The sequence below is a fragment of the Paraburkholderia sp. CI3 genome (assembly GCF_050436505.1).
GTDB lineage: Bacteria > Pseudomonadota > Gammaproteobacteria > Burkholderiales > Burkholderiaceae > Paraburkholderia > Paraburkholderia tuberum.
In genome coordinates, this window is record NZ_JBNDMI010000003.1 from 2729605 (window position 1) to 2756509 (window position 26905).

The 26905-nt window shown below is 59.2% G+C and carries 21 protein-coding genes and 1 pseudogene; 5 read left to right on the top strand and 17 right to left on the bottom strand.

What is annotated here, in order from left to right:
- Nucleotides 1-49: 49 nt before the first annotated feature.
- The 4 genes from OKW29_RS21220 to OKW29_RS21235 all read right to left on the bottom strand — a co-directional run bounded on the left by OKW29_RS21220 (nucleotide 50) and on the right by OKW29_RS21235 (nucleotide 6763).
- Nucleotides 50-439 (bottom strand): DUF6232 family protein, encoded by a 390-nt coding sequence (locus OKW29_RS21220; RefSeq protein ID WP_429292416.1) that lies wholly within the window; start codon nucleotides 437-439, stop codon nucleotides 50-52.
- 564 nt (nucleotides 440-1003) lie between these two features.
- Nucleotides 1004-3901 carry a hypothetical protein gene (locus OKW29_RS21225; RefSeq protein WP_429292417.1) on the bottom strand — a complete coding sequence of 966 codons (2898 nt, stop codon included), beginning with the start codon at nucleotides 3899-3901 and terminating at the stop codon, nucleotides 1004-1006.
- A gap of 115 nt (nucleotides 3902-4016) precedes the next feature.
- The gene (locus OKW29_RS21230; RefSeq protein ID WP_429292418.1) at nucleotides 4017-5000 is read right to left on the bottom strand and encodes a radical SAM/SPASM domain-containing protein; all 984 of its coding nucleotides are present in this window, start codon (nucleotides 4998-5000) and stop codon (nucleotides 4017-4019) included.
- A 794-nt stretch (nucleotides 5001-5794) separates the two neighbouring features.
- Entirely contained in the window at nucleotides 5795-6763 is a 969-nt protein-coding gene (locus OKW29_RS21235) for a hypothetical protein (protein ID WP_429292419.1), read from the bottom strand.
- Between the two features lie 328 nt (nucleotides 6764-7091).
- On the opposite strand from OKW29_RS21235, the gene OKW29_RS21240 reads away from it, so the two are divergent.
- Both OKW29_RS21240 and OKW29_RS21245 read left to right on the top strand, forming a co-directional pair.
- Nucleotides 7092-7967: a tyrosine-type recombinase/integrase gene (locus tag OKW29_RS21240; RefSeq protein ID WP_429292420.1), complete on the top strand. Its 876-nt coding sequence runs from the start codon at nucleotides 7092-7094 to the stop codon at nucleotides 7965-7967.
- A 2-nt stretch (nucleotides 7968-7969) separates the two neighbouring features.
- Complete coding sequence (locus OKW29_RS21245; RefSeq protein ID WP_429292545.1) at nucleotides 7970-9166, top strand: IS91 family transposase; 1197 nt, start codon at nucleotides 7970-7972, stop codon at nucleotides 9164-9166.
- Between the two features lie 634 nt (nucleotides 9167-9800).
- Here the strand turns inward: OKW29_RS21245 and OKW29_RS21250 are convergent.
- The 4 genes from OKW29_RS21250 to OKW29_RS21265 form a co-directional block, all read right to left on the bottom strand.
- Nucleotides 9801-10931 carry an IS110 family transposase gene (locus OKW29_RS21250; protein WP_429289466.1) on the bottom strand — a complete coding sequence of 377 codons (1131 nt, stop codon included), beginning with the start codon at nucleotides 10929-10931 and terminating at the stop codon, nucleotides 9801-9803.
- Between the two features lie 391 nt (nucleotides 10932-11322).
- Entirely contained in the window at nucleotides 11323-12807 is a 1485-nt protein-coding gene (locus OKW29_RS21255; protein ID WP_429292421.1) for a tyrosine-type recombinase/integrase, read from the bottom strand.
- Nucleotides 12804-13769 carry a DNA-binding protein gene (locus OKW29_RS21260; RefSeq protein WP_429292422.1) on the bottom strand — a complete coding sequence of 322 codons (966 nt, stop codon included), beginning with the start codon at nucleotides 13767-13769 and terminating at the stop codon, nucleotides 12804-12806. Before OKW29_RS21260 ends, OKW29_RS21255 begins: the two co-directional genes overlap by 4 nt.
- Nucleotides 13770-15090: 1321 nt before the next feature.
- Nucleotides 15091-15789: a GntR family transcriptional regulator gene (locus tag OKW29_RS21265; protein ID WP_429292423.1), complete on the bottom strand. Its 699-nt coding sequence runs from the start codon at nucleotides 15787-15789 to the stop codon at nucleotides 15091-15093.
- Between the two features lie 213 nt (nucleotides 15790-16002).
- On the opposite strand from OKW29_RS21265, the pseudogene OKW29_RS21270 reads away from it, so the two are divergent.
- Nucleotides 16003-16746: pseudogene (locus OKW29_RS21270) on the top strand (IS6 family transposase).
- Here the strand turns inward: OKW29_RS21270 and OKW29_RS21275 are convergent.
- The 9 genes from OKW29_RS21275 to OKW29_RS21315 form a co-directional block, all read right to left on the bottom strand.
- Nucleotides 16743-17765 (bottom strand): IS30 family transposase, encoded by a 1023-nt coding sequence (locus OKW29_RS21275; protein WP_429292424.1) that lies wholly within the window; start codon nucleotides 17763-17765, stop codon nucleotides 16743-16745. The pseudogene OKW29_RS21270 and the gene OKW29_RS21275 sit on opposite strands and share 4 nt — an antisense overlap.
- Before the next feature lie 111 nt (nucleotides 17766-17876).
- Complete coding sequence (locus OKW29_RS21280; RefSeq protein ID WP_429292425.1) at nucleotides 17877-18410, bottom strand: tripartite tricarboxylate transporter substrate-binding protein; 534 nt, start codon at nucleotides 18408-18410, stop codon at nucleotides 17877-17879.
- A gap of 131 nt (nucleotides 18411-18541) precedes the next feature.
- Complete coding sequence (locus tag OKW29_RS21285; RefSeq protein WP_429292426.1) at nucleotides 18542-19087, bottom strand: flavin reductase family protein; 546 nt, start codon at nucleotides 19085-19087, stop codon at nucleotides 18542-18544.
- 94 nt (nucleotides 19088-19181) lie between these two features.
- Nucleotides 19182-19853, bottom strand: coding sequence for a 4-carboxy-4-hydroxy-2-oxoadipate aldolase/oxaloacetate decarboxylase (locus OKW29_RS21290; RefSeq protein WP_429292427.1), 672 nt, complete (start codon nucleotides 19851-19853; stop codon nucleotides 19182-19184).
- A complete protein-coding gene (locus tag OKW29_RS21295; RefSeq protein WP_429292428.1) occupies nucleotides 19850-20527 on the bottom strand; it encodes an RraA family protein in 678 nt (225 codons plus the stop codon). The genes OKW29_RS21290 and OKW29_RS21295 overlap by 4 nt, the downstream gene beginning before the upstream one ends.
- 2 nt (nucleotides 20528-20529) lie before the next feature.
- Nucleotides 20530-21192 (bottom strand): RraA family protein, encoded by a 663-nt coding sequence (locus OKW29_RS21300; RefSeq protein ID WP_429292429.1) that lies wholly within the window; start codon nucleotides 21190-21192, stop codon nucleotides 20530-20532.
- 23 nt (nucleotides 21193-21215) lie between these two features.
- Nucleotides 21216-22208, bottom strand: coding sequence for a protocatechuate 3,4-dioxygenase (locus tag OKW29_RS21305; protein WP_429292430.1), 993 nt, complete (start codon nucleotides 22206-22208; stop codon nucleotides 21216-21218).
- A 26-nt stretch (nucleotides 22209-22234) separates the two neighbouring features.
- On the bottom strand, nucleotides 22235-23248 hold the full coding sequence (locus OKW29_RS21310) for an amidohydrolase family protein (protein WP_429292431.1): 1014 nt from the start codon (nucleotides 23246-23248) through the stop codon (nucleotides 22235-22237).
- Between the two features lie 59 nt (nucleotides 23249-23307).
- A complete protein-coding gene (locus OKW29_RS21315; RefSeq protein ID WP_429292432.1) occupies nucleotides 23308-24264 on the bottom strand; it encodes a PDR/VanB family oxidoreductase in 957 nt (318 codons plus the stop codon).
- Between the two features lie 237 nt (nucleotides 24265-24501).
- Here OKW29_RS21315 and OKW29_RS21320 point away from each other — a divergent pair, with 237 nt between their 5' ends.
- A complete protein-coding gene (locus tag OKW29_RS21320; RefSeq protein WP_429292433.1) occupies nucleotides 24502-25644 on the top strand; it encodes a glycosyl hydrolase in 1143 nt (380 codons plus the stop codon).
- 72 nt (nucleotides 25645-25716) lie between these two features.
- Nucleotides 25717-26901 (top strand): acyl-CoA dehydrogenase family protein, encoded by a 1185-nt coding sequence (locus OKW29_RS21325; protein WP_429292434.1) that lies wholly within the window; start codon nucleotides 25717-25719, stop codon nucleotides 26899-26901.
- The last annotated feature ends 4 nt before the right edge of the window (nucleotides 26902-26905 follow it).

Sequence of the window (26905 nt, forward strand, 5' to 3'; positions counted from 1 at the left end):
GTGCTGATCTGTCGCGCACGGCTTCGTCATGTTCGATCGTCGCCCCGCGTCAAGCCTTCGGCGCGGCAGCCGCGGCCTTCGCCCGATGCACTGCCTCGCCGACGCGTTCGACGAACTCGCGATCCGTACTCATCAGCGCTTCGCGCTCGCCGTCGGCCGTCTTGACCATCAGCCGATGCGTGATGTCCTGGGTCACCCAGGTAAGCCAACCGACCACGATCAGCATCACCCCGCATACGAGTCCCGACGCCGAGTGCAGCACGCACCCGACGATTGCGCCGATCAGCCCGGCCACCGAGATCACGAGCGGCACGACCTTGTTCTTCTGCACGGTCACGACCTGCACGTCGACGATATCGCGCAGCGGGAAGACCTGACCTGCGGATGAGAGGGCGTTGCGCGTGACCGACACGCCGCGATCGTTGAAAGGGCTTTCCATCGTTTCAATGCGAGGGTGGTGAAGCGCGCAGCGTAGCAGACTTCCTTCAAATTCCTAAAGTTACGGACTTTTACATCCTCTCTCGGGCGCGTGCAGCAAGGAAGCACGACATCGATGACTAAAAAAATCAGTTGCGGGATTTTCTGACTAATTTATGGTGGAGCGCTTCAAAGACATGTTGCGGTAGCCTGCCTAGCATACCCGTTAAGCAACTGAGCAGGTCGTTGTTTGCAGCTGGTTTGCATTGTATGGCCGTCAATCCCGTCGGTGTGACGTCTACGTTAGCATCAGGCGGGTCCTCGGCCATTGCCGCCATTCGTCAACGTGTGCCGGCAGACATTCAGCCGGCCGCTTTGCCCCGAGAGCACCAGTTCCGTGGACGTTCCACGAAGCTGAAGTTGGAGTCTTCAAAGGCAGCATTCCGGCGAGGTGGGTGAACGCGTACTGTCGGCCACGAACGGCCTTTCACTCGCGCCAGCGCACCGACATTTGATCGTCGGCTGCACCGCTAGCAGCTCCCACTCGAAAATCGACGCCATCAGAAGAGGCGGTTTCTGCAAGGAATCACGCCTCTAGGTGTCGCCTCAATACTCCTGACACTGTAAGTACCGTAAGTGACGTGACAATCCACCCGAGCACAGCATAGGCAGCCTTCCCAATTCTCCACCAGATCGCTGCCGGTTCGGTGCTTATACCGCACTTGCTCTCTTGATGGACTTCAAGAGCCGGCACGAATATATCCAGGGCGTATAGGCTGGGTTCGATTTGATCGCCGCACGGTAGATCCGAAGATAATGCATTCTCCGGCGTTCCAAGCCCGAAAGCCGGCTTGCTAGCAGCGGCAGTATTTGAAACCAACGCGTATGGCGTAACAGTGGTAGTTTCCACGACAAGAACTGGACGGATAGACGGTATCGGAATCGATAAAGTATCAACGAAGCGCCCAACCATTGGAGATACGCGATGCACCATGGAAGAGTTGACTCCATGGTCAGCCACGCTAACGGCAAGTGTTCCAAAAATAATGCAGCCCGTGAATGTAGCCAACGCCCGTCCCGGCGCTAGGCCCGAATTAAAGCAAGCCTCATAAAGCCACCCGATCCAGCGAAACAGAACAAAGACTCTCAGGTGACGCTCGATCGCGAGCCGTTTTTGAGTTATCCGTCGCGCGTCTTCAAAAGAACCTTCGGCACGGAATACTGCCGTTAATCTTTCGTACGGATCCGGAGTGTATTCAGCGGAAGCTGGGCATATCGATGGGTCAGTGTATTGAAGCGAAAGCCACTCCAATCGTCGTTGCCAAGCAGATTGGCCTAGAAAATCTGCCTCTGCAAAACGACAGACTACAAGACTGAGGAATGCCACCAAGCAAAGCCAAGATGACTGAATTCGCTGTATATATCCGAGTGCTGACAGGATCGCGAGAAGTGAAGCGGCATAGAAGATACTTACCCAAATGGTTACGGGGACCCGACGGAGGGTTTGTTGCCACTTGGCAGCAAATATCCGAAAGGAATCCGGAACGTGTCGCCGCCAGCCGTACTGTTCGACGGGTTCCGCCTCGCGGTTATGCTGAAGCCGGCTATATTCAAATCCCTCCAGTCGCAAAACAGGGCGTCTTCCTCGTTGCTCCCAGGCCATTCCATCCCCGTCGTCGAGGATCGTTGTATGTAAATTTCTTAAGTCGACCTCTGCACGTGCCTGCTTGCTTTCAGATTCAAAGAGTGTGTCGAACACGTGAAGTGAGTTTGTAATCCTAGCGCCACGCAGCGAGAGGCGTCCTTTGACGACGGACTGTACAGATGGACTGCTTTCGTTAAGCCAAACGCCAAAAAATGCTTCGCCACCGATTTCGGCATTTTCCGCAGCGACGCCTCCTACATTTGCACCGCGCATATCCAAGTCGCCTCTGATTTTCGCTCCGTCGAGCCAGACTTTCTTTACCGCGACGCTCGACAGGATCGCGGCCCCGCCGCCCCATAAAACACTGAAGAATACGTTACCGCCGACTTCGGCGCCCGTCGCCGCAACTATTCCACCTATCGCGGGATCCCTCAAATCTCGCGGGTCCGTCGCCTCTGTAGTCTCGTCGACCAGAGCACCTCGCATGTCAAGATCAATGCCGATTTTTGCATTCCAAAGTCCAACCCCGTTTCTCGCGGAGAACGCGAAAAGTGAGTCCTTGCCAGACGACCATCCGCATAAAAATGCACTGCCGCGCACCTCGATATTGGTCGCAGCTAACGCCCTCACGGATGCGCCATGCATATTGAGGTTCCCCGCAATCTTGGCCCCCCAGAGTCCGACCGCACCAGATGCGTTGAAGCGGCGGGGGCCATCGCGGCCAAACCAGTCGCAGAGAGAAGCGCTGCCGCCTATATCAGCATCAGTTGCCGCGATCTCATGCACAGAGGCCCCATACAACTCGAGGTTGCCGGCTATGTCGACTCTATCAAGCCAAACACCGCCCTTAGCGCTAAATGACTGCGTTGAACTTCTTCCCTGCCAGACGGAAAGGTAGACGTTCGCCCCGATTTTTGAATCCCGCGCGGAGAAGGCACCCGTCAGTTCGGCACCCATCATCGCTACACTGCCGTCAATCTTAGCGCCAGAAAAATCGACGTCGCCATCCGACTTAAAGGGAATGACAAAGCCCTCTACGGTATCTACGGGTCGGAGTATTACCTCTCCGCCAATCATTGCACGACGGGCATTGAATGCAGACTCTTCTACTGCGATCACAGAACCCTGCCCTACACAGTTCTGACCGATGCGCGCCCGTGAAATACACACGCCCCCAATCCCGGTGAAATTAGGCGTTAAGAGCAACGCTCCCGAAATGTTGGATTCGGATAAATCAATCGCGTAGTTAGCAGGTTGAATCTCTCGACGATAATCTCGCCTCGCGCGCGGGGCGACGAGTCGCGCCTCTCCCGCCGCCACACTCCCGTCAATGGTTGTGCCGCGCAGTAGAACCCAGCAACACCCCTCGTCATTCGCCCCAGAATACTCGCCCGCAGTTTCAACTGAGCCGAGGCCCGTCAAGACCACTGACCCATAGATGTGAGCGCCATCGGCGACAAGTTGTTTAATCTTGCAGTCTGACAACGACAGGTGTTGGAGTTGCGCACGACGTAGATAAATTGGCATCGAAATGACGCATCCCCGCAGCACTAATGGGGGAGACGGGATGCCATTCTGGCCTGCCATATCATCCAAAAACAACGTTCCCTCTATACGGGCTCTGGCGAGATGGATGCCCTGAGCTCGTAGCTTTACAACACGAGGAGTTGCTTTGCCAGGGAAACATACCGGAATGCCGAAAAAGATACGCCTAATAGCCTCTGCACGAATGATCTTGTTCGGGGTCCCGTCGCACTCGACTACAATAGTAAAGACATCAGCGTCTTCAATCGATCGACAGAAGTTCGCCTCGTCCGAGCTCAGTTCGAAGGTCGACATCGCTTGCTCGCTAACGGCTCATATAGAAACGCGAAATCCCTCTCCTGCCAAGCGCCTTCGTCGTCAACCAGCGAGCCGGCCGGTGGTGAACAACAAAAGGTGAAACTCGTGCGAATTAGTACGGGCCGCAGCGTCCGTTGGGATTGCAGGGGTTAGACGCCAACGGAGAACAGGGATTGCAATTCTGACTGGGATAGCAAGCGGGAGCACACTGTGGCGCGCACTGTCCCTGATCATATGGATTGCAGAGAACTCGCGCAGTAGCTTTGCGGCGCTCGATTTCCGCTTCTAAATCTCGGGTGAACTGCTCTCTGGTTGGGGAGGAAAACAGCTCCTGCAAGCCTGTCTCGGCGATGTTCCCAAAGATCCACTGCTTCGACATGATGCATGCTGAAACATTGCCCTTAGCATCAACGCTTAGATTGCCTCGCGAGCATTGGCCGCAGAGTTCGGCTATGTTCCTTTCACCTTGATGATCAGCGCGACCGAACCCCCGTACTCCGTCCAGACCTATGTCGTAAACGCCTAGGCTTTTCAGGTAGTCGCGCGTCCGGTCAAAATGCCCTCGATTAGGTTTCATTTCAATAAAACCAGCCCGCAGGATCGTCCCGAGTGAAATTAGGTGCTTTATAGATCTGATCGTCCTATTAAAACTATGTTTCGACTCTGTAATGACGTCGTGAACGTCCGAATCGTCACTGTAAACCGAGGTCGCAACGCGTACGGCCCTATACCTCGGCTCCAGAAACCACAAAGGCACAGTCGTGAGATTTGAGAAAATCTCAATAAACTCGAAGCCGCTATGCAGCGCATGGTCCAGAAGCTCTTTGAGATGCGGGTAGAAGAGCGGCTCGCCCCCAATGAACTGAACCCGCGTGAATCCGATAGCTTTCGCTTCATCCAATATTTCATGATACCGGCGAACGCTAACATCCGGACTTAGGGGTTCGGATGATCCAGACGAGTTATAGCAATGGCTGCAATGCAAATTGCAAAAATTAGTTATTTCGAGCCATAGCATATTTTTATTATCGGAATGGAGATCGGGGACCCTTGCGTTCATTGAATACTCCCTATGCGTACAAATTGCCGACTTCATTAGCTTAGTAACAAACTCAACGAAATTCCAGCACGGCAACTCTGGCGGAATGTGACTAAACAGACAAACTATGTTTTTATTGCATGCCTAAGACAATGTGCGAGTCACGGCGTTTGTGGGCACTGCGCTACCGAGTCCTTAAAAATGTGATCTTCCATTACCATAATGAAAGATTCCGGGGCGCAATGGATCCTGTTTTGGCGGTTCGCTTCGATCCGGGGCTGGCAGGTTATTTCACGAACCGTAGTCCGCGATAAGATTGCCTCCGTTACGAAATCAGTGTCTCCGTTTGAACCAGCCACATCCGCTGCTCCGGTCAGCCCCGCCGGTGAGGCTGGACGCGAAATGAAAGCGACACCGGTGAAAGCGTTTTCGAGCGGCCTTCAGTAGCGTCGCGACAGCGCGAACGTGTCGGTGCGGCCACTCCTGGCACTCAAGGACGCGTGTGGCAGGTTGTTTGAAGGTCCGCTTACCCCTTCTTAGCGGCCATGTAGTCCGCGCGGACTCTGAAGACCGCTACGGGTCGCGTGCTGCCGACCATCACCTTCGATGAGCAAAGCGCGAATATGCGATTCGCATCGGACGGCGCCCGGCCAGTCTCTGCCGTTCGGCCCGAAAATTTTGCGAACGTTGGAAGGTCCGCTTCGCTCAGTTGGGGGACACTCGCCCCATGATTTTTTTTGTTGCACGATTGGCAAAATGTCTACGTTCGTACGTTGACCGCCATATGCTCGCTTATTACTCGATCTCACTTGCCGAGCATTTGACTAAACTTTACCACCACCTCGATAAGCTCATGCCGTTCGGGCAAGTATTTCAGCTAGATGCTTTTTCAACCTGTCTTCCACTTGAGATTTCCCCTCAATCGTGTTGTCGTAAAAGATTGTTCTGAAACCCGAAATATCAAAAGGCAATCGCGTGCCCTTCTGCGCTAGCAGGATTGTCGGCTTCCTTAGCGCATGCGCATAGCCAACTTCATAGAAGACGTTCGCATTTACCGGCGTAACGTCAGCGATGACAATGCTTGATTCAGCGATCTGCTGCTCAATGTCCGACAGAATTTGTCCGGGACCATGCCGTTCGTCGGCACGCACCGTCGCCACCTCTGCGTTCTCACAGATCGGCTTGATCACATGCGTATAGAGGTCATTGAAAGTCTCGCTAAACTCCATGACGACGAACGCGCTCCTTACCTCCGATGCAACGTCGAAATTGCTGATCGTTATATCGCCTTGCCCGAGAAACCAAACTCCTGGTCTGAGTTTAGTGAGTGTTTCCCTAATATCGGCAGTTATCAAAGAAACACCGTCAACTTGGGCTTCAATTTTTGAACCGCGCATTCTAACTTCGAGTTCGTAATCACGTCTGGCCTGAAGGCTGGATTGAGTACCGACCAATTGATAGTCGACCCATTTAGGAATTTGGCTACCCTGCACGTTTTGCCGATCACCGGGGGTCCATGCACGCACGGAGCAGAATGTACCCATGCCCAACATGACCGTGAGGTGCGCACCTGTGGCAGGGTTCGCCGCCAGTGTGAATCCGGCACCCATCTTGGGGTGCAGCGTGGCGAAACGAACAACGCCCCGAATTTTCCCGCCGTTGAACGCGGCGTCGCAAAGTGCTTGCGCTGCGACACCGCCGTCGCCTAGTTGTTCGCCTGTCACGGGATCCTTATACGGGACAGTCTCTCCGTTGAACGAAAGGCTTGTCGGACTTGTTTCACTTATGGGACCAAAGAGGGGTATCCAGCGATAGGTCATTTAAATTCTCCGCATCATCGTGCTCGAACGATACCAAAAATGAGAGTGAAAACGCATCGGTAACGTTGGCTGCACAGGGCGGCATTACTAGCTACGTCTCGACCGCCCGACATTTTTTAGCTGAATTGTTCACCTGCTTGCCGCAGCAAGCACACACCCAACTGAGTTGCAGTTGCGAATTTGCAAATGACCGTTGGAACTCGGAGGACGAAACCGCTCGCGCGGTAAGGGGCTCCGGCCAACGTTAGTGGTCCCGGAGAGGAAACCGACTCTGTTTTCATGTTGAAGGGCGAGGCAATCCGCCTCGTCGTTCAACGGGAGCAGAGCCATGACTCACACCAGCCAGGATATCAGTCCGCTGCGCCAGCGCATGATCGACGACATGCGCATGCGCAAGCTCGCACCGAAGACGCAAGCCGGTTATGTCCGCGTGGTCCTTCAGTTCGCCGCGTTCCTCGGGCGCCCGCCCGGCACCGCCACCGTCGAGGACCTGCGGCGCTACCAGCTGCATCTGGTCGACCACGGCATCTCGCCCGTGTCGCTGAATGCCGCCATCACCGGACTGAAGTTCTTCTTCGAGATCACGCTCCACCAGCCCGAGCTGATGGCGAGGATGCAGCCGGTGCGCGTGCCCCGCACGCTACCGGTCGTGCTCAGCCCCGACGAAGTGGGCCGCCTGATCGCCGCCGGCGGCAACCTGAAGCACCAGACCGCGCTGTCGGTCGCCTACGGCACCGGCCTGCGCGCCAGTGAAGTGGTGGCGCTGAAGGTCGGCGACGTTGACAGCCAGCGCATGACGCTGCGCATCGAGCAGGGCAAGGGCCGCCGCGACCGCTACGCGATGCTCTCGCCGGTCCTGCTCGAACGCCTGCGTGTCTGGTGGCGCGTGGCCCACGCGCAGGGTCGCATGCTCAAGGGCGGATGGCTGTTCCCGGGGATGGATCCCGTCGACCCGCTGACCCCGAGGCAACTGAACCGCGCCATCCATGCCGCCGCCGAGGCCGCGAACATCGACAAGCGCGTGTCCATGCACACGCTGCGTCACAGCTTTGCGACTCACCTGCTCGAACAGAAGGTCGATATCCGCCTGATCCAGGTCCTGCTCGGGCACCGGCAGCTCGAGACCACCGCACTCTATGCCCAGGTGGCCACCGACCTGCTACGCCAGGTCATCAGCCCGCTGGACCGCCTGCCTTCCGACTAGACCTGCACCGCGCGGAGCGCCCCGTGCTGGAGGTCGCGGACATCTTCCGCGTCCACGGGCCAGCGTGGCGACAGACTGTACAGCTAAGCCTGGGACAGCTGAAGGTCATGTCGGCCATCGAACAGTGCCGCAGCGCGGCGCTGGGTGGACATGTGTTGCGCTGTTCAGGCTGCTCACGAACCGAGATCGCCTATAACTCCTGCCGGAATCGCCATTGCCCGAAGTGCCAGGCGAGCGCCGCACACCGGTGGCTCGAGGCACGTCAGGCCGACCTGCTGCCCGGGGAGTATTACCACGTCGTCTTCACGCTGCCCGCCGTGATCAGTGCGATCGCCTGGTACAACAAGGCGGTGCTCTACGGGCTGCTGTTCGATATCGCCGCCGACACGCTGCGCACCATTGCCGCCGATCCCCGACATCTCGGCGCCCAGATCGGCGCAACCCTGGTGCTGCACACCTGGGGCTCGGCGCTCACGCATCATCCGCATGTACATGGCATCGTTTCCGGCGGCGGCCTGACATCCGATGGCGAGCGGTGGGTCGCCTGCCGGCCCGGCTTCTTCCTGCCGGTGCGTGTGCTCTCGCGGCCGTTCCGGCGCCGCTTCCTGGAAGAACTCGCGGCGCTGCATCGCCGCGGCCAGTTGCGCTTCTTCGGCGAGTACGCCGCGCTCGCCGATCCCGCGGTCTTCGCCCGGTGGCTGGCGCCGCTACGCGTGTGCGAGTGGGTGGTCTATGCGAAGCGCCCGTTCGCGGGACCCGAGGCGGTGCTCGCCTACCTGTCACGCTACACGCATCGCGTGGCCATCTCCAACCAGCGGCTGGTTGCGCTCGATGAACGCGGGGTCACCTTCCGCTGGAAGGACTATCGCGCGAAGGGGCGCACCCGCTACAAGACCATGACCCTGGGCGCGGATGAGTTCATGCGTCGCTTCCTGCTACATGTGCTGCCCAGCGGCTTCCACCGCATCCGCCACTATGGCCTGCTCGCCAATCCCGTGCGGCGGCACAATCTCGCGAAGATACGCGGCCTGCTGCATGCCACGGCCACCGGCGCGCAGGCCGCCGCTGCCAATGCACCACCTGGCAATCTCCCGCCGCGCTTCATCTGCCGGCACTGCGGCGCGCCGATGGTCATCATCGACATCCTGCAGCGCAGCGCACCGATCCGCGCACCACCCGCACAGCGAGCCGCAGCATGAGTGTGAGTGTTTCGAGACGTCCAGACCGACCGTCGGCTCTCCGGCAACGGGACCCGATAGCGGACGGTTGCGCCCCTCGCCCGGATCGCGCGGTTTCGCGCTCCGCGCACCGCCAGAAACACCAGCCGGCCCCCTTCGCCAACGTGCATCCTCTCGACATCAACCCGGTTCACCTGACCTCACCGTCATTCCGACGTCACGTGCGACCGCTCCAATCCCCATAGCGATACAGGTTCCGGCCGCACCGGGACACTCCGCGGTTTCCTCCATCGGGGTTTGTACGACGCCTGCCCGCATGCTCCTGTGGCGCGCGCCCATGTGCACGGTCAAGGGCAGGCATCCTACAACCTGATATGACTTTCCGTGTCAATCGGATTGTGTGGTTTGCAGTCTTCTCATGCGCAAATGAATTCCCTGAGGGCGGCGTAGCAGTAAATCTCGACGGTGGATCATCCTGATATCCGCGGGTTGGTTACCGCATTACATGGACCGTCTCATGAGCCTGCCGCATTCTTAAGCCGCAAGTCGGGTGATATCCGTTGCGGGGTTGTGCCGCGGGTTACTCGAGTAGCCGGGCTACGCCGCCTTCAGGAAACTCGTGGATCTATGGGGTGAGCGACGTGGTGCTTCGTAATCAGGTTGCCTCTCTGCGATAAGGTAATGCGAGCGACATCGCCAGGCGCCCGATGTCCCAGATGAAACCTGACAGTTCACGGGCGACGGCCACGACCGTCGTATTGGCATTCTTGCCACGCGCGGCCAGCCTCCGGTATCGGCGACATAGTCGAACCTGCGCGTCCCAGGCGCGATCGATGATGGCCTTGGGAATGCCTTCATGCCGACACTGAATGTCGGCGCTTACACGTGCCGGATGCCGATAGCTCCAGGCCGCCTCCACGAGCAACTTTCTGGCGTAGCTATTGCCGGTCTTGGTGATGCTTCCCTGCCGTCGCTTGTCACCCGATGAGTGTTCTGACGGGACGACGCCGAGCCATGCCATCAATTGACGCGGATGCTCAAAGCGTGACAGATCGCCGAGTTCGGCAAGCATTCCAACGGCCGTGGTGAACTGCACACCGCGCATGGCCTGCAGACCCAGGACGGCCGGATAGAACCGCCAGTTTGTCACTGCCTCACGCAAGGCGGCTTCAACACGCTGGCATTGCGCGAGCCGATCTTCGATCGTACGCCGAAGTTCCTCGAACGCGAACTGTTGCCATTCGCTACCGAACGCATACTGGCTCACCCAGCGTCGGTGAGCTGGTCCCCAGTCGGCATGACCGGCATAGCGTACATCGTGCGCGAGCAGGAACGACTTGAGCCGCTGCCGCGCCTGCCTCAAATCGTCTTTGGCCGTCATCCATGCGCGGGCGAGGTCGCGAAATGCCTCGTCCTCGACGGTCGGCACGTACACAGCTGACAGGTCACCGGCCCGTAAGGACCGCACAAGCTTGACCGCATCGCGCCGATCCGTCTTGACGCGCTCGCCGGGCTTTCTGGGAATCAATGACGGCGCGCACACCATGCAGTCGAATCCTTTCTGGACCAGTTTCCGGTAAAGGCCGTAGCCACATGGTCCTGCCTCGTAAACAACGCGTACGTGTCGCGCTTTCGATTGAAGACGCTTGCACAGGCGATCGATATCCGTCTTCGTCGTACCGGTCTTGCCGAGCAGTTCGACCTCGCCCGTGCCGAACGCATAGGCGACAGTGATCGAATCCTTGTGAACGTCGAGTCCTACGTACAGCGTGCTATCGTGTTCCATGCTGGCCTCCGTGCGGGAAATCGCCGGGTGTGGCACCGTCCACACCGTGCGGCTCTGGCAGCGATGCTAACCCGCGTTTGATTCCTCACGGCGGGCCAGCCTCTACCTCACGGAAAGTCATAGTGTCTAAACAGGAGCGGTCGTTGAGATGCTGCGAGCCCGAAGGGCCGCTTCGGGTCGATAGTGTGAGTTCGCCGATATTGAAAGCTGCCGTCGGGTTGCTCGATGCCGCCACCGTCAGGAATCCGCAATATTGCTGACGCACAACCCGGACCGCCCCAATGTCGGCATTGGCCGAGGAACGGACGGAGGCGGAAGTAGGGCGGCCACCCAGCGAGGGGCGTCCATCCAAGTGGCAAGACAGACGTTGCCCTGTCGTTTCAGCGACGGGTTAAGCTGTGTTCGGAAAACTCCCCTCGACAAACGCGCGCGCCTCGGCTTGTCCGGTGCGCGCATAGGCCGCCGTGGTCTGCACCGAGGCGTGGCCCAGCAGCACCTGGGCGACCGGTAACGGCACGCCATGGTCGACCACGAGCGTGCGCGCATAGCCATGCCGCAGCCAGTGCGTGGAGGCCCGCTCCAGGGCCGCGCGCATCGCACGGTCCTCCGCCGGCACGCGGGTCGCGGCCAGCCCAAATAACGCGCGGACCTCGTCGTAGAGTCCGCTCGAGCCCAGCGCGCGGCCGCGCTCACTGTGGATCAGCGGCAGGCGTTCCTCCGCGGGCGGATCGGCCCGCAGTCCCATAGCGCACCGGTATTCACGCAGCGCCGGCAGGCAGACAGCCGGCAGCGGGATCGCGCGCAGCCGCTGGCCCTTGCCGAGCACGTGCAGCGTCCACTGCCGGGCCGCGTCGACGTCCACGTGCGGCAGCGCCCGTTCCTCGTTCCAGACCAGTTCCGCGAGCCGCACGCCGCCGTAGCGGTAGAGTGCCCAGATCGCGCGGCGCCGCATCCACAGAACACCCGGTACCTCGGGTAGCGGCTCACCGGCGGCGACCGCATCGCAGTGGGTGAGCGCGGCGGCGGACAGGAACCGCACCGGGGTCCAGGTCGTGCCGGCGCGACGTCCGGCAGCGAGGCCCTCGGCCGGGTTGACCGTCAGATACCCCATGCGGTGCCACCACGCAAAGAGGCTCGAGACTGCGGCAAGCGCGCGGGACACGCTCGCCGGTGCCGGACGCGTGACGTGGCCGGCCGCGTCCTGCCGGGGCGCCTGCAGCGTGTCGCGGTACGCGATCAGGTCCTGCCGCGTCAGATCCGAGAAGGGACCGAGTCCCTCGCGCCGGCACCACGCGACGAGGCGCCGCAGTTCCGACAGGTACGCGCGCAGGGTGTGTGGGGAGTGCGAGGCGCGCTCCCGCAGAAAGAGTCTGGCCGCCTGCGCGTCATCGGCGACCCCGAGCGTGTTGGTGAGCGGCAGCGGGTTCGCGAAGCGGCCGGCGCGCGCGAGCCAGGCCGGCTCGACCCCGGTGGGCAGCGGCGCGAGGTCACGACTGTGAGGCACCGCGGGGGTAGTGCAGCCGCCTTCCGGCGGTTCGTCCGGTACTGCCGGACGGAAGCGCCGGCGGTGCTGCCGCAGCGTGCGCCCGAGCACGGTGGCGGCCGAGGGAGCCGCGGCTTCCGGCACGACCCGCAGCCGTCCGCGCTCCCAGTACTCGATCGCGGCGTCGTGCTCGAGCAGCAGCGCGAACACTGCGGGGTGTTCGCGCTTCGCGTCAGAGAGAGACGGGCAGCCGCGCTTGAGCGTCGTGAGCGTCCAGCGGATATAGAGCAGGTGCCCGAGCGCGTGGCCCAGATACGCGAGCGCGGCGTCGACGGCGCCAGGCAGACGCTGCGGGGGCTGGCAGCCGGTGTCGAGCCAGTCGGACGGGTTCATCGCGCTTTTCTCGCCGAGGCAGGCCTGGGTCGGGACTGGGCGGCGTGGGCCGCTTTGGCGGGAGGCCGCGCCGGGCGGCGGCCGACCGTGGTGGCTCCTTTTGTGGCCGATCTGCCCAGCAGCGCGAGCATCTGGCGCTGCTGCTCGATCACCTTCGTGAGGGCCGCTGCGTCGGCCGCCGCCTGCTGGTGCGCCAGGCGCTGTTCGCCCAGTTCCGTCAGCAGCCGCTCGCGCAGCGCCTCCAGCGCACCGAGGCGCTCGGCCGCCCGGGCGATCTCGCCCTCCAGACGCTGCCGTTCGACGACAAACGTCTCTCGCTGGTGCGCGGTTTCCCGCAGCAGCTGTTTCGACAGGCCGTCATAACGGGCGCGTTCGGTGGCCAGTTCGCCCGCGTGCGTTTTCGCCGCCTGTGCCGCCGTCTCGTCGGTGGCGGCCAGCTGCGACTGCAGCGCCGTGCTGGCGGATTCCAGCAGGCGCGTTCGCTCCTCCAGGGCGCGGCTCTCCAGTCGGCGTTCCAGCAGCTCCGCGTCGCGCGCGGCGAGCTGGGTGCGAAGATCGGTGAGTTCGGTGCGGAGCATGTCCGTGCGCAGTTCCGCTTCGTGGCGTGCGGTATCGGCCGCGTCCTGACTGCGTGTCGCCTCCTGGCGCAGGCGCACGACGTCGGCGAGCTGGGTGGCGACGGCCGCTTCCCATAACGCGCGCATCTGCGCGGCGATCGCCGGCGGCACGTCGGGGACCGTGAAACCGGTCAGGCCCGCCTGCACGACCTCCGCCTCGATCGCATTGAGATGCCGTGACAGCGTGGCGGGGTCGCCGGCGCCGAGCCGTGCGCGCAGCTTGCGCACCGACACGATCCTGCGGAAGCGGGCGTCGGACGCGGGGGCGGTCTCGCCGGCCTCGGCGAGCATCGCGAGGACAGTGGTGCGGATCGCATCGGGGGTCACTGCGGCGGGGCGGGCCATGGCGGACTCCGGCAGGCAGCACAGCAGCGCGCCGGGGCATCGGTAAAACCCGGTGCACGGGGCGCAGGGCGGGATTTCCAGTGTGGATTACGCACACGTCTAACGCAAGACAACCCGATTTGGCGCGGTTAAAAATGTCGCTGCCGCGATAACGCCCTTATCGCGGCCAGCGCGTGACCTCATCCGACGCCCGAAGCCGCAGCCGGCAATTGGTCACCGTGGCGCGTGGAACAGGCATCGGCGCAGGGTTAGACACTGCGGGATCGGACCCACTTCCGGGCACTTTATTAGTGAGTAAGCTACTTCGTACGGACCTTCAGGAGCGGCAGCCTGCCCGTGCGGACTTCACGAACTCGCACCCGCGCGGCGCGCGGAGCATTTTCGCCGGTTCGCCGGCTCTTGAGCCAGTTCGCGGGATCGAGGTCGACTGATCGATCAATTCTCCAAACCATCGACGTGTTCAAGGCGCCGGACTACGGAAGCCTTGGTCTACGTCCAGACGCCAGTCACGCCCGGGCGGAAGAAAATCATGTCGCCTTCGTCCTGATGCACCCATTGCGCGGACGCATGCGGATCGGGTAGCGTGGCGACATCTTCACCAACACTGCAACAATGAACAAGCAGGAACTGGTCACGCCGTCGCCGCCAAGACTGGTGCAACTAGGTTGGGCGAGCAGCGGTCACGCGAGCGGGTGTTACGTGCAAAGTGAAAAGGGGTGAATAAATCGTGGGAAGCCGAACCGGAACTGAGAAACTCAAGGACTGGTTGCAGAACAACAAGATCTTTTTTGGAGATCGGATCAGCCGTCTGCATCGGTCCTGCATCTTTATGCGTGTCGTTTTTCTCTTGGCGTACCAGCGAAGCACAACTGACTGTCGCCGAGGCAGCGCTAACCCCGAACATCTACGTGAAGTCGCGGCTTGAGCTAGACCCGTCAGAGCATACCTATAACGACGAGGTGCTGCAGATTGCTAACTCCGGTGGCGCTGTGCACAACACTCAGTTCAATGTGGCCACATTTGTTCGCGTCAGGCTTGAAGAGGACGGCAGGCCGCTGTTCGTCTATGTTCCGCTCAATGGGTACTATTTCGTCCAGGTGACTTCGCGGGAACCCACGGGCGTACTGGCGACGTTCAGCGGGCATAACAGTAACAAGCGCTTCGCCGAGCTATTCAGACCATCCGTCGGGACGAGCAACTCAGCTGGAGTCGACATTCGTCTAGTCACTGTTGTAAAAGTACGATACATCGATCATCTCGAGCAAGCGAGAGTCGTCTATTTCATTGACTCGGAGTCGGCAGCAAGGTGTCTTTTTTTCGTTTACTCCCGGGTCGCAAGCACTATCATCAACCCGTCAAGAACCACCGCTCGCCCTTTCTCATAAGTTGCGAGCAGCAATTCCCGGTCTTTGCTTTCTAAAGCCTTCACGAGTTCTGCTTCGATATTAGCGTTACGATTTTGCGGATGCGCTGAAATATCAGCAGCCAGCGCCCGATAACGATCGGTGAGTCGCATCAATCGTAGGACTTCCCGTTTAAATACTTTATTAGGCGAGAGGTTGAAAATATTATCGAGAAGTTCGCGGTGTAATTCAATCCACCCCTCGCGATTTCCGGCTTGAATCAATTCTTCAAGCCGGGAGAGTAAGCCCTTGAATTTCCTAATCTGCGCGGATGTGGGCCATTCGACCGTCATGAGCAACTCTGCTTCGAGGATTTGGCGTGTCCGATACAACTGTCGGGCCTCATCGCTCGACAACTGAGCGACAAAAAATCCACGATTCGGATCGTGTTCGATGATGCCTTCCGCCGCCAGTAGTTTCAATGCCTCGCGCACCGGCACACGACTGATGCCGAAACGTTCCGCGAGGTCCGACTGTCGTAGTTGAAAGCCAGGCGCGAGCGTTCCCCTATTGATCAGTTTTCGCGTCTCAGACGCAACCTGAGCTGGAAAGTCAATCCCATCCACTTCCGGAAGGGTAGCGGCAGGCGTTGGGCTTCGTGTATGGATCGAATTCATTTTAGTATTATATCTGAGAATCTTCGGCCGACAACGTTGTCAGGGGCATTCGGTGATCGACCGTTAGAACGTCTTATGAACTCTCGACCCCGGAAAACGCGGAGCCTACCCAACGGATGTATCGGATGAGGGGTGGTGCTTCACCGGGCTGTGGTGCAAACAGCGATCAACGAATCGGTTAGAGTGGCGGGCTGACCGATTTTAAGGCCCGCGATGAGCAAACTGAAGATGGACAGGCTGTTTGCGGGCCGTCACTTTGACCGCGACGTGATCGGTTCTTTGTGTGCGCTGGTATCTGCGCTACAAACTCGGCATGCGCGGTCTCGTCGAGAAGATGGCTGAGCGAGGGTTGTCGCTCGCCCGCACGACGATCCTGCGCTGGGTGCAGCGCTATATGCCCGAGTTCGTCAAGCGCTGGAACCACTTCGCCACGCGTGCGGGACGGTCCTGGCGGGTTGACGAGACGTATCTCAAGATCCGGAGCAAATGGGTTTATCTGTATCGGGCGGTGGACCGGAGCGGCCAGACGGTAGATTTCATGCTCAGGGCAAAGCGCGATGTGGCAGCGGCGAAGGCCTTTTTCAGCAAGGCAATCAAGCGTCAGGGCAGACCACCGGAGACGGTCGCGCTTGATGGGTATGCCGCGTCGCACCGGGCCGTGCGTGAGATGAAGACTGATGGGCTGCTTCCCAAGGACTCCAAGGTGCGCTCCTCGAGTACCTCAACAACCTGATCGAACCGGACCATCGCCACATCAAGTCCAGAACGAATGTGATGCTCGGGTTCAAGAGGTTCAGAAGTGCCCAGCCCACAATTTCAGGCACCGAGTTGATGCATCGCATTCGCAAGCGGTAGTTCGACCTGTCCGCTCTTGCGCTTGAGAACATCACTGCCTCCTCCGTCTGGAATGCCGTCATTTTGAATGGCGGTTTCAAGGGTGAAGCGCAACGGGGTTAATGAAACGCAGGCGGAGGCAGTGAAGCGGCTTCGAGCATGCGTGCGAAGACCTCCAGAGGCGAGTGAAATGCGTGCGTAGCACGTGGCCTGCTATTCATGCTGTCAGCGATGGCGTCAAGTTCATCCTGGCTGCACACGGACAGATCCGTACCTTTGGGCAGGTACTGACGCAGCAACCCGTTGGTGTTCTCGCAGGTGCCGCGTTGCCACGGACTGTGCGGGTCGCAGAAGTACACGCGCACGCCGGTGGCGGCAGTGAGTTCGGTATGTCGCGCCATTTCCTTGCCCTGATCGTAGGTCAGGCTCTGGCGCATCGGAGCGGCGATGGAGTTCAGTTTGGCGCTGAAGCCAGCCAGCGCGGAGGCGGCAGTGGAGTCGTTCATCTTCGCCAGCAGCACAAGCCGGCTGGAACGCTCGACCAGCACGCCCACGGCGGAGCGGTTGCCCGCGCCCTTGATGAAGTCGCCCTCCCAATGTCCGGGCATGACGCGATCGTCGACTTCAGGAGGACGCACATGGATGCTCAGCATGCCGGCCAGCTGGCCGCGCCTGTCGTTGCCGCGACTGCGCGGCATACGCGTATTGTGGGTCTGGCGCAGACACGCGATGAGCTGGCGACGCAGCTCGCCGCGCGGCCGCGCGTAGATCGCGTTGTAGATCGTCTCGTGCGAGACATGCATGCTCGGGTCATCAGGCCACATGCGTTTCAGGGTACCGGCGATCTGCTGTGGCGACCACTTCCAGTCCAGCAGGCTGAGCACAATGCGCCACAGCGCGCCTTGCGGGTCCAGTTTGTGCGACGGGCGAGCCGCCGCCCGACGGCTCGAACTGATGGCCTGCGCGTGAACCGAAGCGTAGCCACGCGCAGCACAGGTATTGCGTGCCAGCTCGCGGCTTACGCTCGAAGCCGAGCGGCGGAGCGTTCGGGCCATGGCCCGAACGCTCAACCCCTGCTGTTTCATGCTGGCAATAGTGAAACGTTCTTCAGGCTGCAACTGCTGATATTTTCGCGAATTCATGTGCGCACCTTAGCAGGTCCAAGGTGTTGCACTTCACAATTGAGGCCGCCGTCCAACTCTCTGGGTTCAGTTCAACGATGGGGCTTTTCTTTTTTGCTACTTGGATCCAGATCAGTACACGAAGCCGGGCATCACTTCGCTCGTGGTGGGGACGTCCTTGATGTCAGGGATACGCGTCGAACCGAAGACCACCAGGGGACGCATCTGACCGTTCCTGATGTACGGGGCTGCGATATCGTACGGAACGGGGATCACTTGTACCTTCGCTTTCATCAAACCTTCGATCTCCGCCGCGGTATCCTTATAGGTTAGCTTAACCATGCGAACGCCGTTACGCTTTTGCAATGTGGTCATTGCGGTCAAATCGCGCGCACCGTCAGACGTCGTACCGAAGGTGTAGCAATCCGGATTGTCTTTCAGGCGACTAATCAGATCCGCGTAGTCCTTGATGTCGGTTCCGGACACGCCTTTACCGATTTCTGCGACCAAGACTACGCCCGTGGGCGCAGCAACCGGGGCTACCGCTGCCGGTTTAACCGCAGGAGCAGGTGCCTGTTTGGCAAGTGAACCCGCGAGGGCGACCTCCGAGATCAGTGCGCCTGCTGAGAGGACTGCAGGGAGGAAGAGTTTCCGGTTCAGTTTCACGATGAATTGTCTCCATATATTCTAAAGGACGCCTGAAAGGCGGCTAACGATAACGCATTTTGTGATTAGCAAAACTGTGTTACGGAATGCTTGCGGTATAACGGGCTGTACCTCCATCTGAGGTTGTTAGATTAGTCCGACCCCCAATTGGAGATCCACAGTAAATCGTGGAAATCCGCAACTTTATTCGTCTGAAATTCGCCGTAGGAGCCTTGGAAATACAGCAGCGGCGTCGTGGCGTAGCCATTGAAGGCAGTGCCTTCGACATGCCCAAAAATCACAGCGTGCGTACTAATCTCGATGATGCGTTCGACGCTACAATCGAAATTGACTATGGCACTGGCCGAAGCCGGGGCACCCGTCTTAATACGATTCCACGTTCCTGCCTGAAACTTTTCTTGCGGCGAAATTGGTCGTGAGAAACGCTGCGCCAATTCCTGCTCACTGCGCGCCAGAACGTTGACGACGAAGTTGCCAGTAGCCTGAACGTGCGCCAGAGACGAGTTCGCACGATTGATACAGACCAGCAGAATAGGGGGCGCCGCACTAACAGACGTCACAGCGGTTGCGGTCATGCCGGCAAGCGGGCCGTCCGTATCAGAACCAGTAGTGATCAAACACACATGCCCGGTCAAGCAGCGCATGGCGCGTTTGAATTCAGATTCTTCTATGCTCACTTCACCCTCCTAATCATAAAACCAGTCGGAGAAAATCGAGCGGTGGCGATTTTTGTGACACCACCCCATGCTATAGTCGCGAGTCTCAGCCGGTTTACTGATCCCAACCGAAGATACTGAGCGTGCTCTCGCCCGCCTCCAGTCGCTTCATCTGCTGTGCTTCTGCTGCTTCGCGTGCTTCGGATGCAGTGATCACCTCTGCGGTTCGCTCGCGCGGGATGCACACGACACCGTCTTCGTCACCAACGATCAGGTCACCTGCATTTATCGTGACGTCATCGAATCGAATTGGGGCGTTGATCCAACCTCTGGCACCGAAATCTTTTCCTGTGCCGCGGATGCAAAGTCCACGAGCGAAAACAGGAAACCCGATCTCGGACAACAGCCGCTGATCGCGAACACAGCCGTTAATTACGAGACCGGCAAGCCCGCGAACTTTTGCGGCCGTCGACATGATTTCGCCCCAATACCCGTGTTCATAGGCTTCGCTCACGGAGACGACCAGGACATCACCTGCTTGTGCTGAGTAAATCGCACGGTGCAGCCAAAGGTTGTCGCCACCGGGCGAATGAACGGTCACAGCGGGGCCACAAATCTTGAATCCGGGCGCGACAGGCTTGATTTCATAAGGCAGGACTCCGATCTTTCCGGCTGCCTCGTGAAGCGTTGCTGCCGGCAGTTTTGCGGCGGCGTTAAGCAGAGTGATGTCCGGTCGCCGGATGTCGAGACGCGTGGTCTCGTGACGATTGAAAACCGGTCCCGTCATGCTTCTTCTCCGATCCGGCGCGTTTGTAGTTGGTGGTACTGGAATTGCTTGCGAGCCTCGTCCAGGCGCATACCTGTTGCAACAGCCTCACGGATTGCCTTCTCGGCGGCATCGATTTCTTCAGCAGCAGCAAGCACGCGCTCTTCGTGTTCCTTCGGAATCGAGATCACGCCGTCAGCGTCACCGCGCAGCAGATCGCCCGGAGCAACACGCACGTTACCGATATTCACCGGAACGTTGGTGGCTTCGACCTGAACGCGGTCCTTGCCCGTTCGCATCCAGTTGTCCTTGGAGAACACCGGGTAGCCGAGCGACAGGCAGAGGTGTACGTCGCGGTTGACGCCGTCGATCACGGTACCGGCGATACCACGACGATGGGCGATTTCCGTGAGGATGTCGCCCCAAACTGTTGCGTCTTCGCGACCACCATTGTCGAGGACGATGACCGAGCCGGGCGAAACGTCGTCGATGAAGTCACCCACGGTGCCTGCGGGCAATGCGGCCGGGCCGTAGAGAATCGTGAATGCCCGACCGGCCATACGGAACGACGAATCACGCGGCTTGATCTTGTAGCACTGACCGTTCAGGCCCAGGCGGTCCAGTGCGTCGCTCAGGGTGGCCGTTTCGAGTTTCGCTGCGCGCGCAACGTTCTTGTCTTGTTCGATTTCCGACATGATTAATCCTTAAGCATAAGTTCGTAGTTTCCGCCCATGACTTCATGGATCGGCGTGCCCGCCAATACGGCCTTCGCCATCAAGGCTTCGCGTGCCACGATCGATTCGGCAGTCTCGACCACCTTGGCGATGTTTGCCTGGCTGATGAAGATCACGGCGCCGCTATCGGCGATCACATAGTCGCCGGCTTCTACTACGGCCCCGAACACTTCAACCGGGACGTTCACACCTTTTTCGACGATACGACCACGAGCGGTGAGGGCGGTGAACTTATTCGTGAACACCGGCAGTCCCATCTCGCGGGATTCATCGATGTCGCGAACCGGACCATCGGCGATCACGCCAGCGATACCGCGAACCTTGGCGCCCAACGACAGGATGCCGCCCCACGAACCGGCTTCAATACCGGTACGTTGCTCGACAACGATCACATCGTCGGAGCCGCCGAGTTCGATCGCGGTGGTGCCCAGATGACGCGGTGGGCCCGGAGGCGGATCGCCAACACCGAGTTTCATCGTGATAACGCGACCGGCGATGCGCTTTGTGCCTGAGGCTTGGGCGACGCCGCTCACGACGCCGGACAACCCGAGTTTGTCGAGTGCGTCCGAGACAGCGCAGCAGTCCAACCGACGAAGGCGGTGGACATATTCGTCTTTGGTTGCCATATATTGATATTTCCTTATTCGGCCTAGGGCTTCCAGTACACAAAGCCCATCGCGTTGCCAGTACCGGCTTCGCTGCGATAGCAGGGCACGTAATCGACCATCGTCATGTCGAAGCCAAGTTCATCCATCATGCCGGCGACGGGAATCCAGTTCTTGATTTCCGAGGTGCCCGCCTGGAAGATTTCCTCGCCCAACGCGAATACCGGGGTTAGATCGTGCTTCTTCATCGCGTCGAGTACCAGATTGTCAACGCGCTCGTCGATGACAAAGTGCGTCAGCCCCCCGGAAGCGATGACAGCCACGCGCGCGTCCGAATCCCACGATTCGATTGCGCGAGCGATCGAAGCACCGAATGCGTGGCAGCGTGCCACGGTCGGCTGATTCGGCGGATAGAACGTGTTGACGAACACCGGCACGGTCGGAACGACCTGATCTTTCATCAATTGGCGAAAGACGAAACCGTATGCATGCGGCGTTTCCGTTTCCGACAGACGGCTGAGCGCGGCCACATCAAAGTTGTCGGCAATCGCGCTCTTGATGATGTGCTTTGCGAGTTCGGGAACGCCTTCATGCGTGGCAGTTTCTGGCTTGTAACCCGGCATCGAATGACGCACGCCCGGAGGCATCTGCATCAATTTATCGTGGCTGATCATGTTGTTCACGATCGTCGGGCCGTGCATGACGCCAAACGCGGGGATGCAATCCGTCGTGAAGATTTCCATCTGATCGTTACCGACGATCACAACGAAGTCAGGCTTCGCTTCTGCCAGCACCCGCGCCATTTCCTCGATCGCCGATCGGCACTGAGCATGCCGTTCCTTCCACTTCTTGGGCGTGATCTGTTCCGCGAGGTTTTCGCTACGCCGATATTCGACGAGCTCGTCGAAGGCCCATTCTCGGCCTTCGAAGTCATGTTTGCTCAGTCGATCATCGGGGACGCGAGCGCCCCAGGTCTCAGGTGGCGTGATGAGCATGGGGCCATGCGACGTTCCCATTCCCAATACGATTTTTGCCATGATTTAGGGTCCTGTGGGCGCCGGGATCATTCGTAATCGGCGAGGTTGAGCTTGAAGAAGTCGCGAGCGTTGCCGAAGAAGATCGCGTCCTTCTCTGCCTGCGACAGCCAGTCGAAGCCTTCGATGTAGGGCTTGATGTCGTCGAACGTGCGGCCGGTGTCCGGATTGTTGGCAGAACCCACGCCCGGGCATTCCGCACCGAACATGCAGCGGTCAGCGCCAACCGTCTTGATCAGCAGACGTAGCGATTCTTCCGAGTAGAGCACAGTGTCGTAATACAGGTTGCGCATGCCGTCGAGGAAATCGCGGCCGGCACGCGAAGCGCCCGACTGGAAGCGACCGATCTGGTAGGGGATCGAACCGCCGCCGTGCGACACCATGATCTTCAGATTCGGAAAGTCCTTGAAGACGTTCGAATTGACGAGGTTAAACACCGCGATCGTTTCTTCGTTAATGAAGTGAACGGTGTACGGTGTACGTGCGGAATGCGAGCCAGTAGCGTGGATGTGCGCCGGTACCTCGAGTTCGCACAGCTTTTCGTACAGCGGGTACCAGTAACGGTCACCCAGGCCCGGTGCTTCAGTACCGCTGTTTTCGAACGGGTCCGGATTCAGCAGGACGCCCTTAAAGCCGAGTTCCTTGATGCAGCGTTCGAGTTCTGGCAGGACGACTTCGATCGGGTCGCCCGACACTTGCGGCAGGCCACCGATGCCAATGAAACGCTTCGGCAGCAACTTGACCGTGCGCGAGATGATGTTATTCGTTTCCTCCGTGAACCAGTGCACGAGTTTGCCCGGCTTCTGGTTGTGCATCATCTGAAACGGACGCGGCGACATCAGCTGGACGTTCGTGCCGACGCGGTCGAGCATGTCGAGGTGGCCAACCGGCGCCATTTCCTTCTTGTTGGCGTAGTGCAGGATTTCCTCGTCGGTCACCTCCGGCATCTTGCGACCGTGTTCGCCCCGATGCGACAGAATGTGTGCCTTGTAGACCCACAATTCTGCGGGTGCGCTTACGTGGCCGTGGCAATCAATAATCACTTACATGTCTCCTGGATTAACGTGAGATGGGGTACGCGCTATAGGCGCAGAGGTGTTTCTTATAGATCGAGGACGAGACGATCGCCTTTGCAGCCAGAACAGCAGATAATCATCGTCTTGTTCGAAGCCTTTTCGGGCTCTGACAGAATGGCGTCGCGGTGGTCCGGCTGTCCTTCCAGCACGCGGACTTCGCATGCACCGCATACGCCTTCTTCGCACGAATATGAAATCGGCACACCGGCTTCGCGCACAACGCTGAGAATCGTCTTACCTTGTGGGACTGTCAGCGTCTTGCCGCTCTTACACAGCTCAACGACGAAGTTGCCGTCGAGTGCCGCTTCGTGTTTGGCACTGAAGTACTCGACATGGACTTGTTCCGGGGGCAACGTGTTGCAGGCCTTTTCGAATGCTTCCAGCATCGGGCCGGGGCCGCAGCAGTAGAAGTGGGCCGACGCCGGCTCCTGCTTCACGACGTCCGCGATATTGAGGAATGCGCCGACTTCGGCATCGACGTGAACGACCGAACCTTCGAACGTCTTTAATTCTTCGGCGTAGGCGACGTCAACCCGGTCTCGGCACGAATAATAGATACGCGGCGACTTTCCGATTTCCTTCAGGCGACGCGCCATACACAGAATAGGCGTGATCCCGATACCACCGGCAACCAGAACCGTGTGCTCAGCGTCTTCGTCGAGGGGGAAGTTGTTGCGCGGGGTTTCGACCTGCACGAGGTCGCCGACACGCATCGTTTCGTGGATGTAGCGGGAGCCACCACGCGACTGCGGGTCGAGTTTGACGCCAATGACGTACGAACGCTGCGTCAGGCTATTGCTGGACTCAAGGAGGGAGTACTGACGCGTCAATCCGTTCGGCAGGATCAGTGCGACGTGCGAACCCGCGTCGGCGGCGGGCAGACGCTCGCCTTCGGGGTCTGCAAATGTCAGAGCCAGCGTGTTGCGTGCCAAATATTGACTCGCTGTTAGGCGCAGAGTCATCACATCATTAACTTCAGTCATGTCACCTCCAAAATCGTAGAACGCACGGAACCCCGTAAATGGTGCGCAGGAATTACACATCACGCTTCCTCAGGTACCGGCTTGTTGCATCGCAATCACCAATCATCGAAAGTTTCTTTCAACCCGTTTGACGTGTAATTCTTTTTTGCATATTATTTGGGCTAGACAGAAAAAAGTCAAAGGCTCTTCAGAGCAAAACAGGCGACATCACACAGGGTATTCCCTTACGGAGGAGAAATGATCGCAGTTCTAACCACCAACGGTGGGACCGTTACGCACGGTGACGGCGCGGCAACGACGCTGCTGGTTGCTACGATTCGCGGCATGGTCGTGTTCGAGCGTGCAGACACGAGTGCCCCGTGGAAACTAACGCGCAAGACGCTGGAAGATCGCCACGTGAGCGCATTGCTCTATGTTCCGAATGCCGGCCTGCTGTTCGCGGGCGCACACGGCAAAGGCAGTCTCGTGGTCTCGAAGGATCTGGGCGTGACGTGGGAAGCGGCCAGCAATGGCCTGCGTAGCACGCATATCTATACGATGGCGCAGCAGGAGCGCGACGGGAAGACCGTCCTGTTCCTGGGCACCGAGCCGTCGGCGCTCTATCGCAGCGACGATCTGGGTGCTTCGTGGGTCGAAATCTCCGAAATGATGACGGTGCCGGACCAGGACAAGTGGACGTTTCCGCCGCCCCCGCATATTGCACACGTCAAGAACATTTCGTTTCACCCGGCCGAACCGGAAACGCTCTATGTCTGTATCGAACAGGGCGCACTTCTCAAGACCACCGACGACGGCAATACGTGGACCGAACCGCGTTCGTACGAGTCGGAAAACGACAAGTTTTACCACGACAACCACCGCGTGCTAATTCGCCCGTCGAATCCGAAGCAGATGTTCATGTGCGGCGGCGAAGGCCTGCACTACAGCGCAGACGCTGGCGAGACCTGGGTTCATCTGATGACGCGTCAAGACCTTATCGGTTATCCCGACGCCATGTTCATCGACCCACGCAACGAGAACGTTCTGTATCTCGGTGGGCCGGGCAACGCACCGCGTGATTGGGGCGTCCGTAAGTCGGCGAACGCAACTGTTCTCAAGAGCACCGATGGTGGCGTTACATGGGGACATATGCGCAATGGTTTGCCCGAGGAAGTGATCGGCAACATCGAGGGCATGGGTCTGCACCATTGGGATGACAAGATCATGCTCATCGCCGGTACCGCAACGGGCGAAATCTATGCGACGGAAAACGATGGCGAAAGCTGGTACCTCGTTTCCGACGATGTCCCGCCGATCTCGAAGGGCGGTCACTATCGCTGGTTCCTCGACGCCAAGGAGCGTATGAACGTCGAAGGTCGTTACGGTCGCAACGAACACTGACCGATTTGTAAACAGAACTATTCTGCGCGCCGGGCTCTGTTCCGCGGCAGCAAGTCCTACCAGGAGAATGTCTTGAGCCGTATTAACATCCGCGAGGAAGCCCTTGATATCGCCCGTGGTTTGCATGATGCGATTCGTTCGCGCGTCAAACAGACCGAAAGCGATCGCGTAGTGCCCAAAGAAACGATCGATGCACTCCGCAATTCGGGTCTCTTCAACATCATTACGCCGAAATCGTTTGGCGGTTCCGAATTGGGCTTTACGACGCTGGTCGAAGTTACGGCAGAAATCGCATCGGCCTGTGGCTCGACGGGTTGGGTGTTCGGCGTTTTGGCCGGTCATAGCTGGATGTTGAATCTGTTTCCGTTGCAAGCACAGCAAGACGTGCTTGGCGAAGGCCACGCACTGACGGCGACCGTGTTCCGCTTGGGCGGCACGATTACCGAAGTCGAAGGCGGCTACAAACTCGTGAACGGCGACGGTCGCTTCTGTTCGGGTATCGACCACGTGCAATGGGTCATCATCGGAAACGCCGTGCAGCGTCCGGACGGGCCGCCTGAACCGCGCTTCTTCGTGATTCCGCGTTCGGATATCGAAATTGTCGATGATTGGCACACGGCTGGTTTGCGTGGCACCGGTAGCCGCACGATCAAGGTCGCGGAAGCGTTCATTCCGAAGCATCGTTCGGTGTCGGTCAAAGACATGATGACGGGCAACGTCGAAGGCGCTGACGCAATGCGTGCCCCCATCTACCGGATGCCGTTCCAGAACGTAACGCCGTTCTCGCTCATCGGTGCACCGCTGGGCATCGCGCGCGCAGCACTCCGGTCGTTCGGCGAAGGTTTGGCGCCGCGTCTCCAGGCAATGCCGGCCGAACAGATGGCAGAACAGTCGGCGACGATCGAGCGCCTGGCACATGCGACGGCGGACCTCGACGCGGCCTATGCATTGATTCTCGAAGACACGCGCCGCATCGATACGGCAGAAAGCGCGCAATCGCTGACGGCACTCGAATGGTCGCGTATTCCGCGCAATTGGGCGTATTCGGCTCAAACCGCGCGTCGCGCGGCCAACAGCGTGTTCGAAGCGGCTGGCGGCACCAGCATTTACAACGCTTCGGAACTCCAACGTATTTGGCGCGACGTCAATTCGGCAGCGCAGCATTTCGCTTTCACGTGGGATTCGGCGCTGACTGCCTTTGGTCGCCAGGCGCTCGGCCTCCCGCCTTCGCCGTTCGGTTTTGGTACCAAGAAATAAGGAT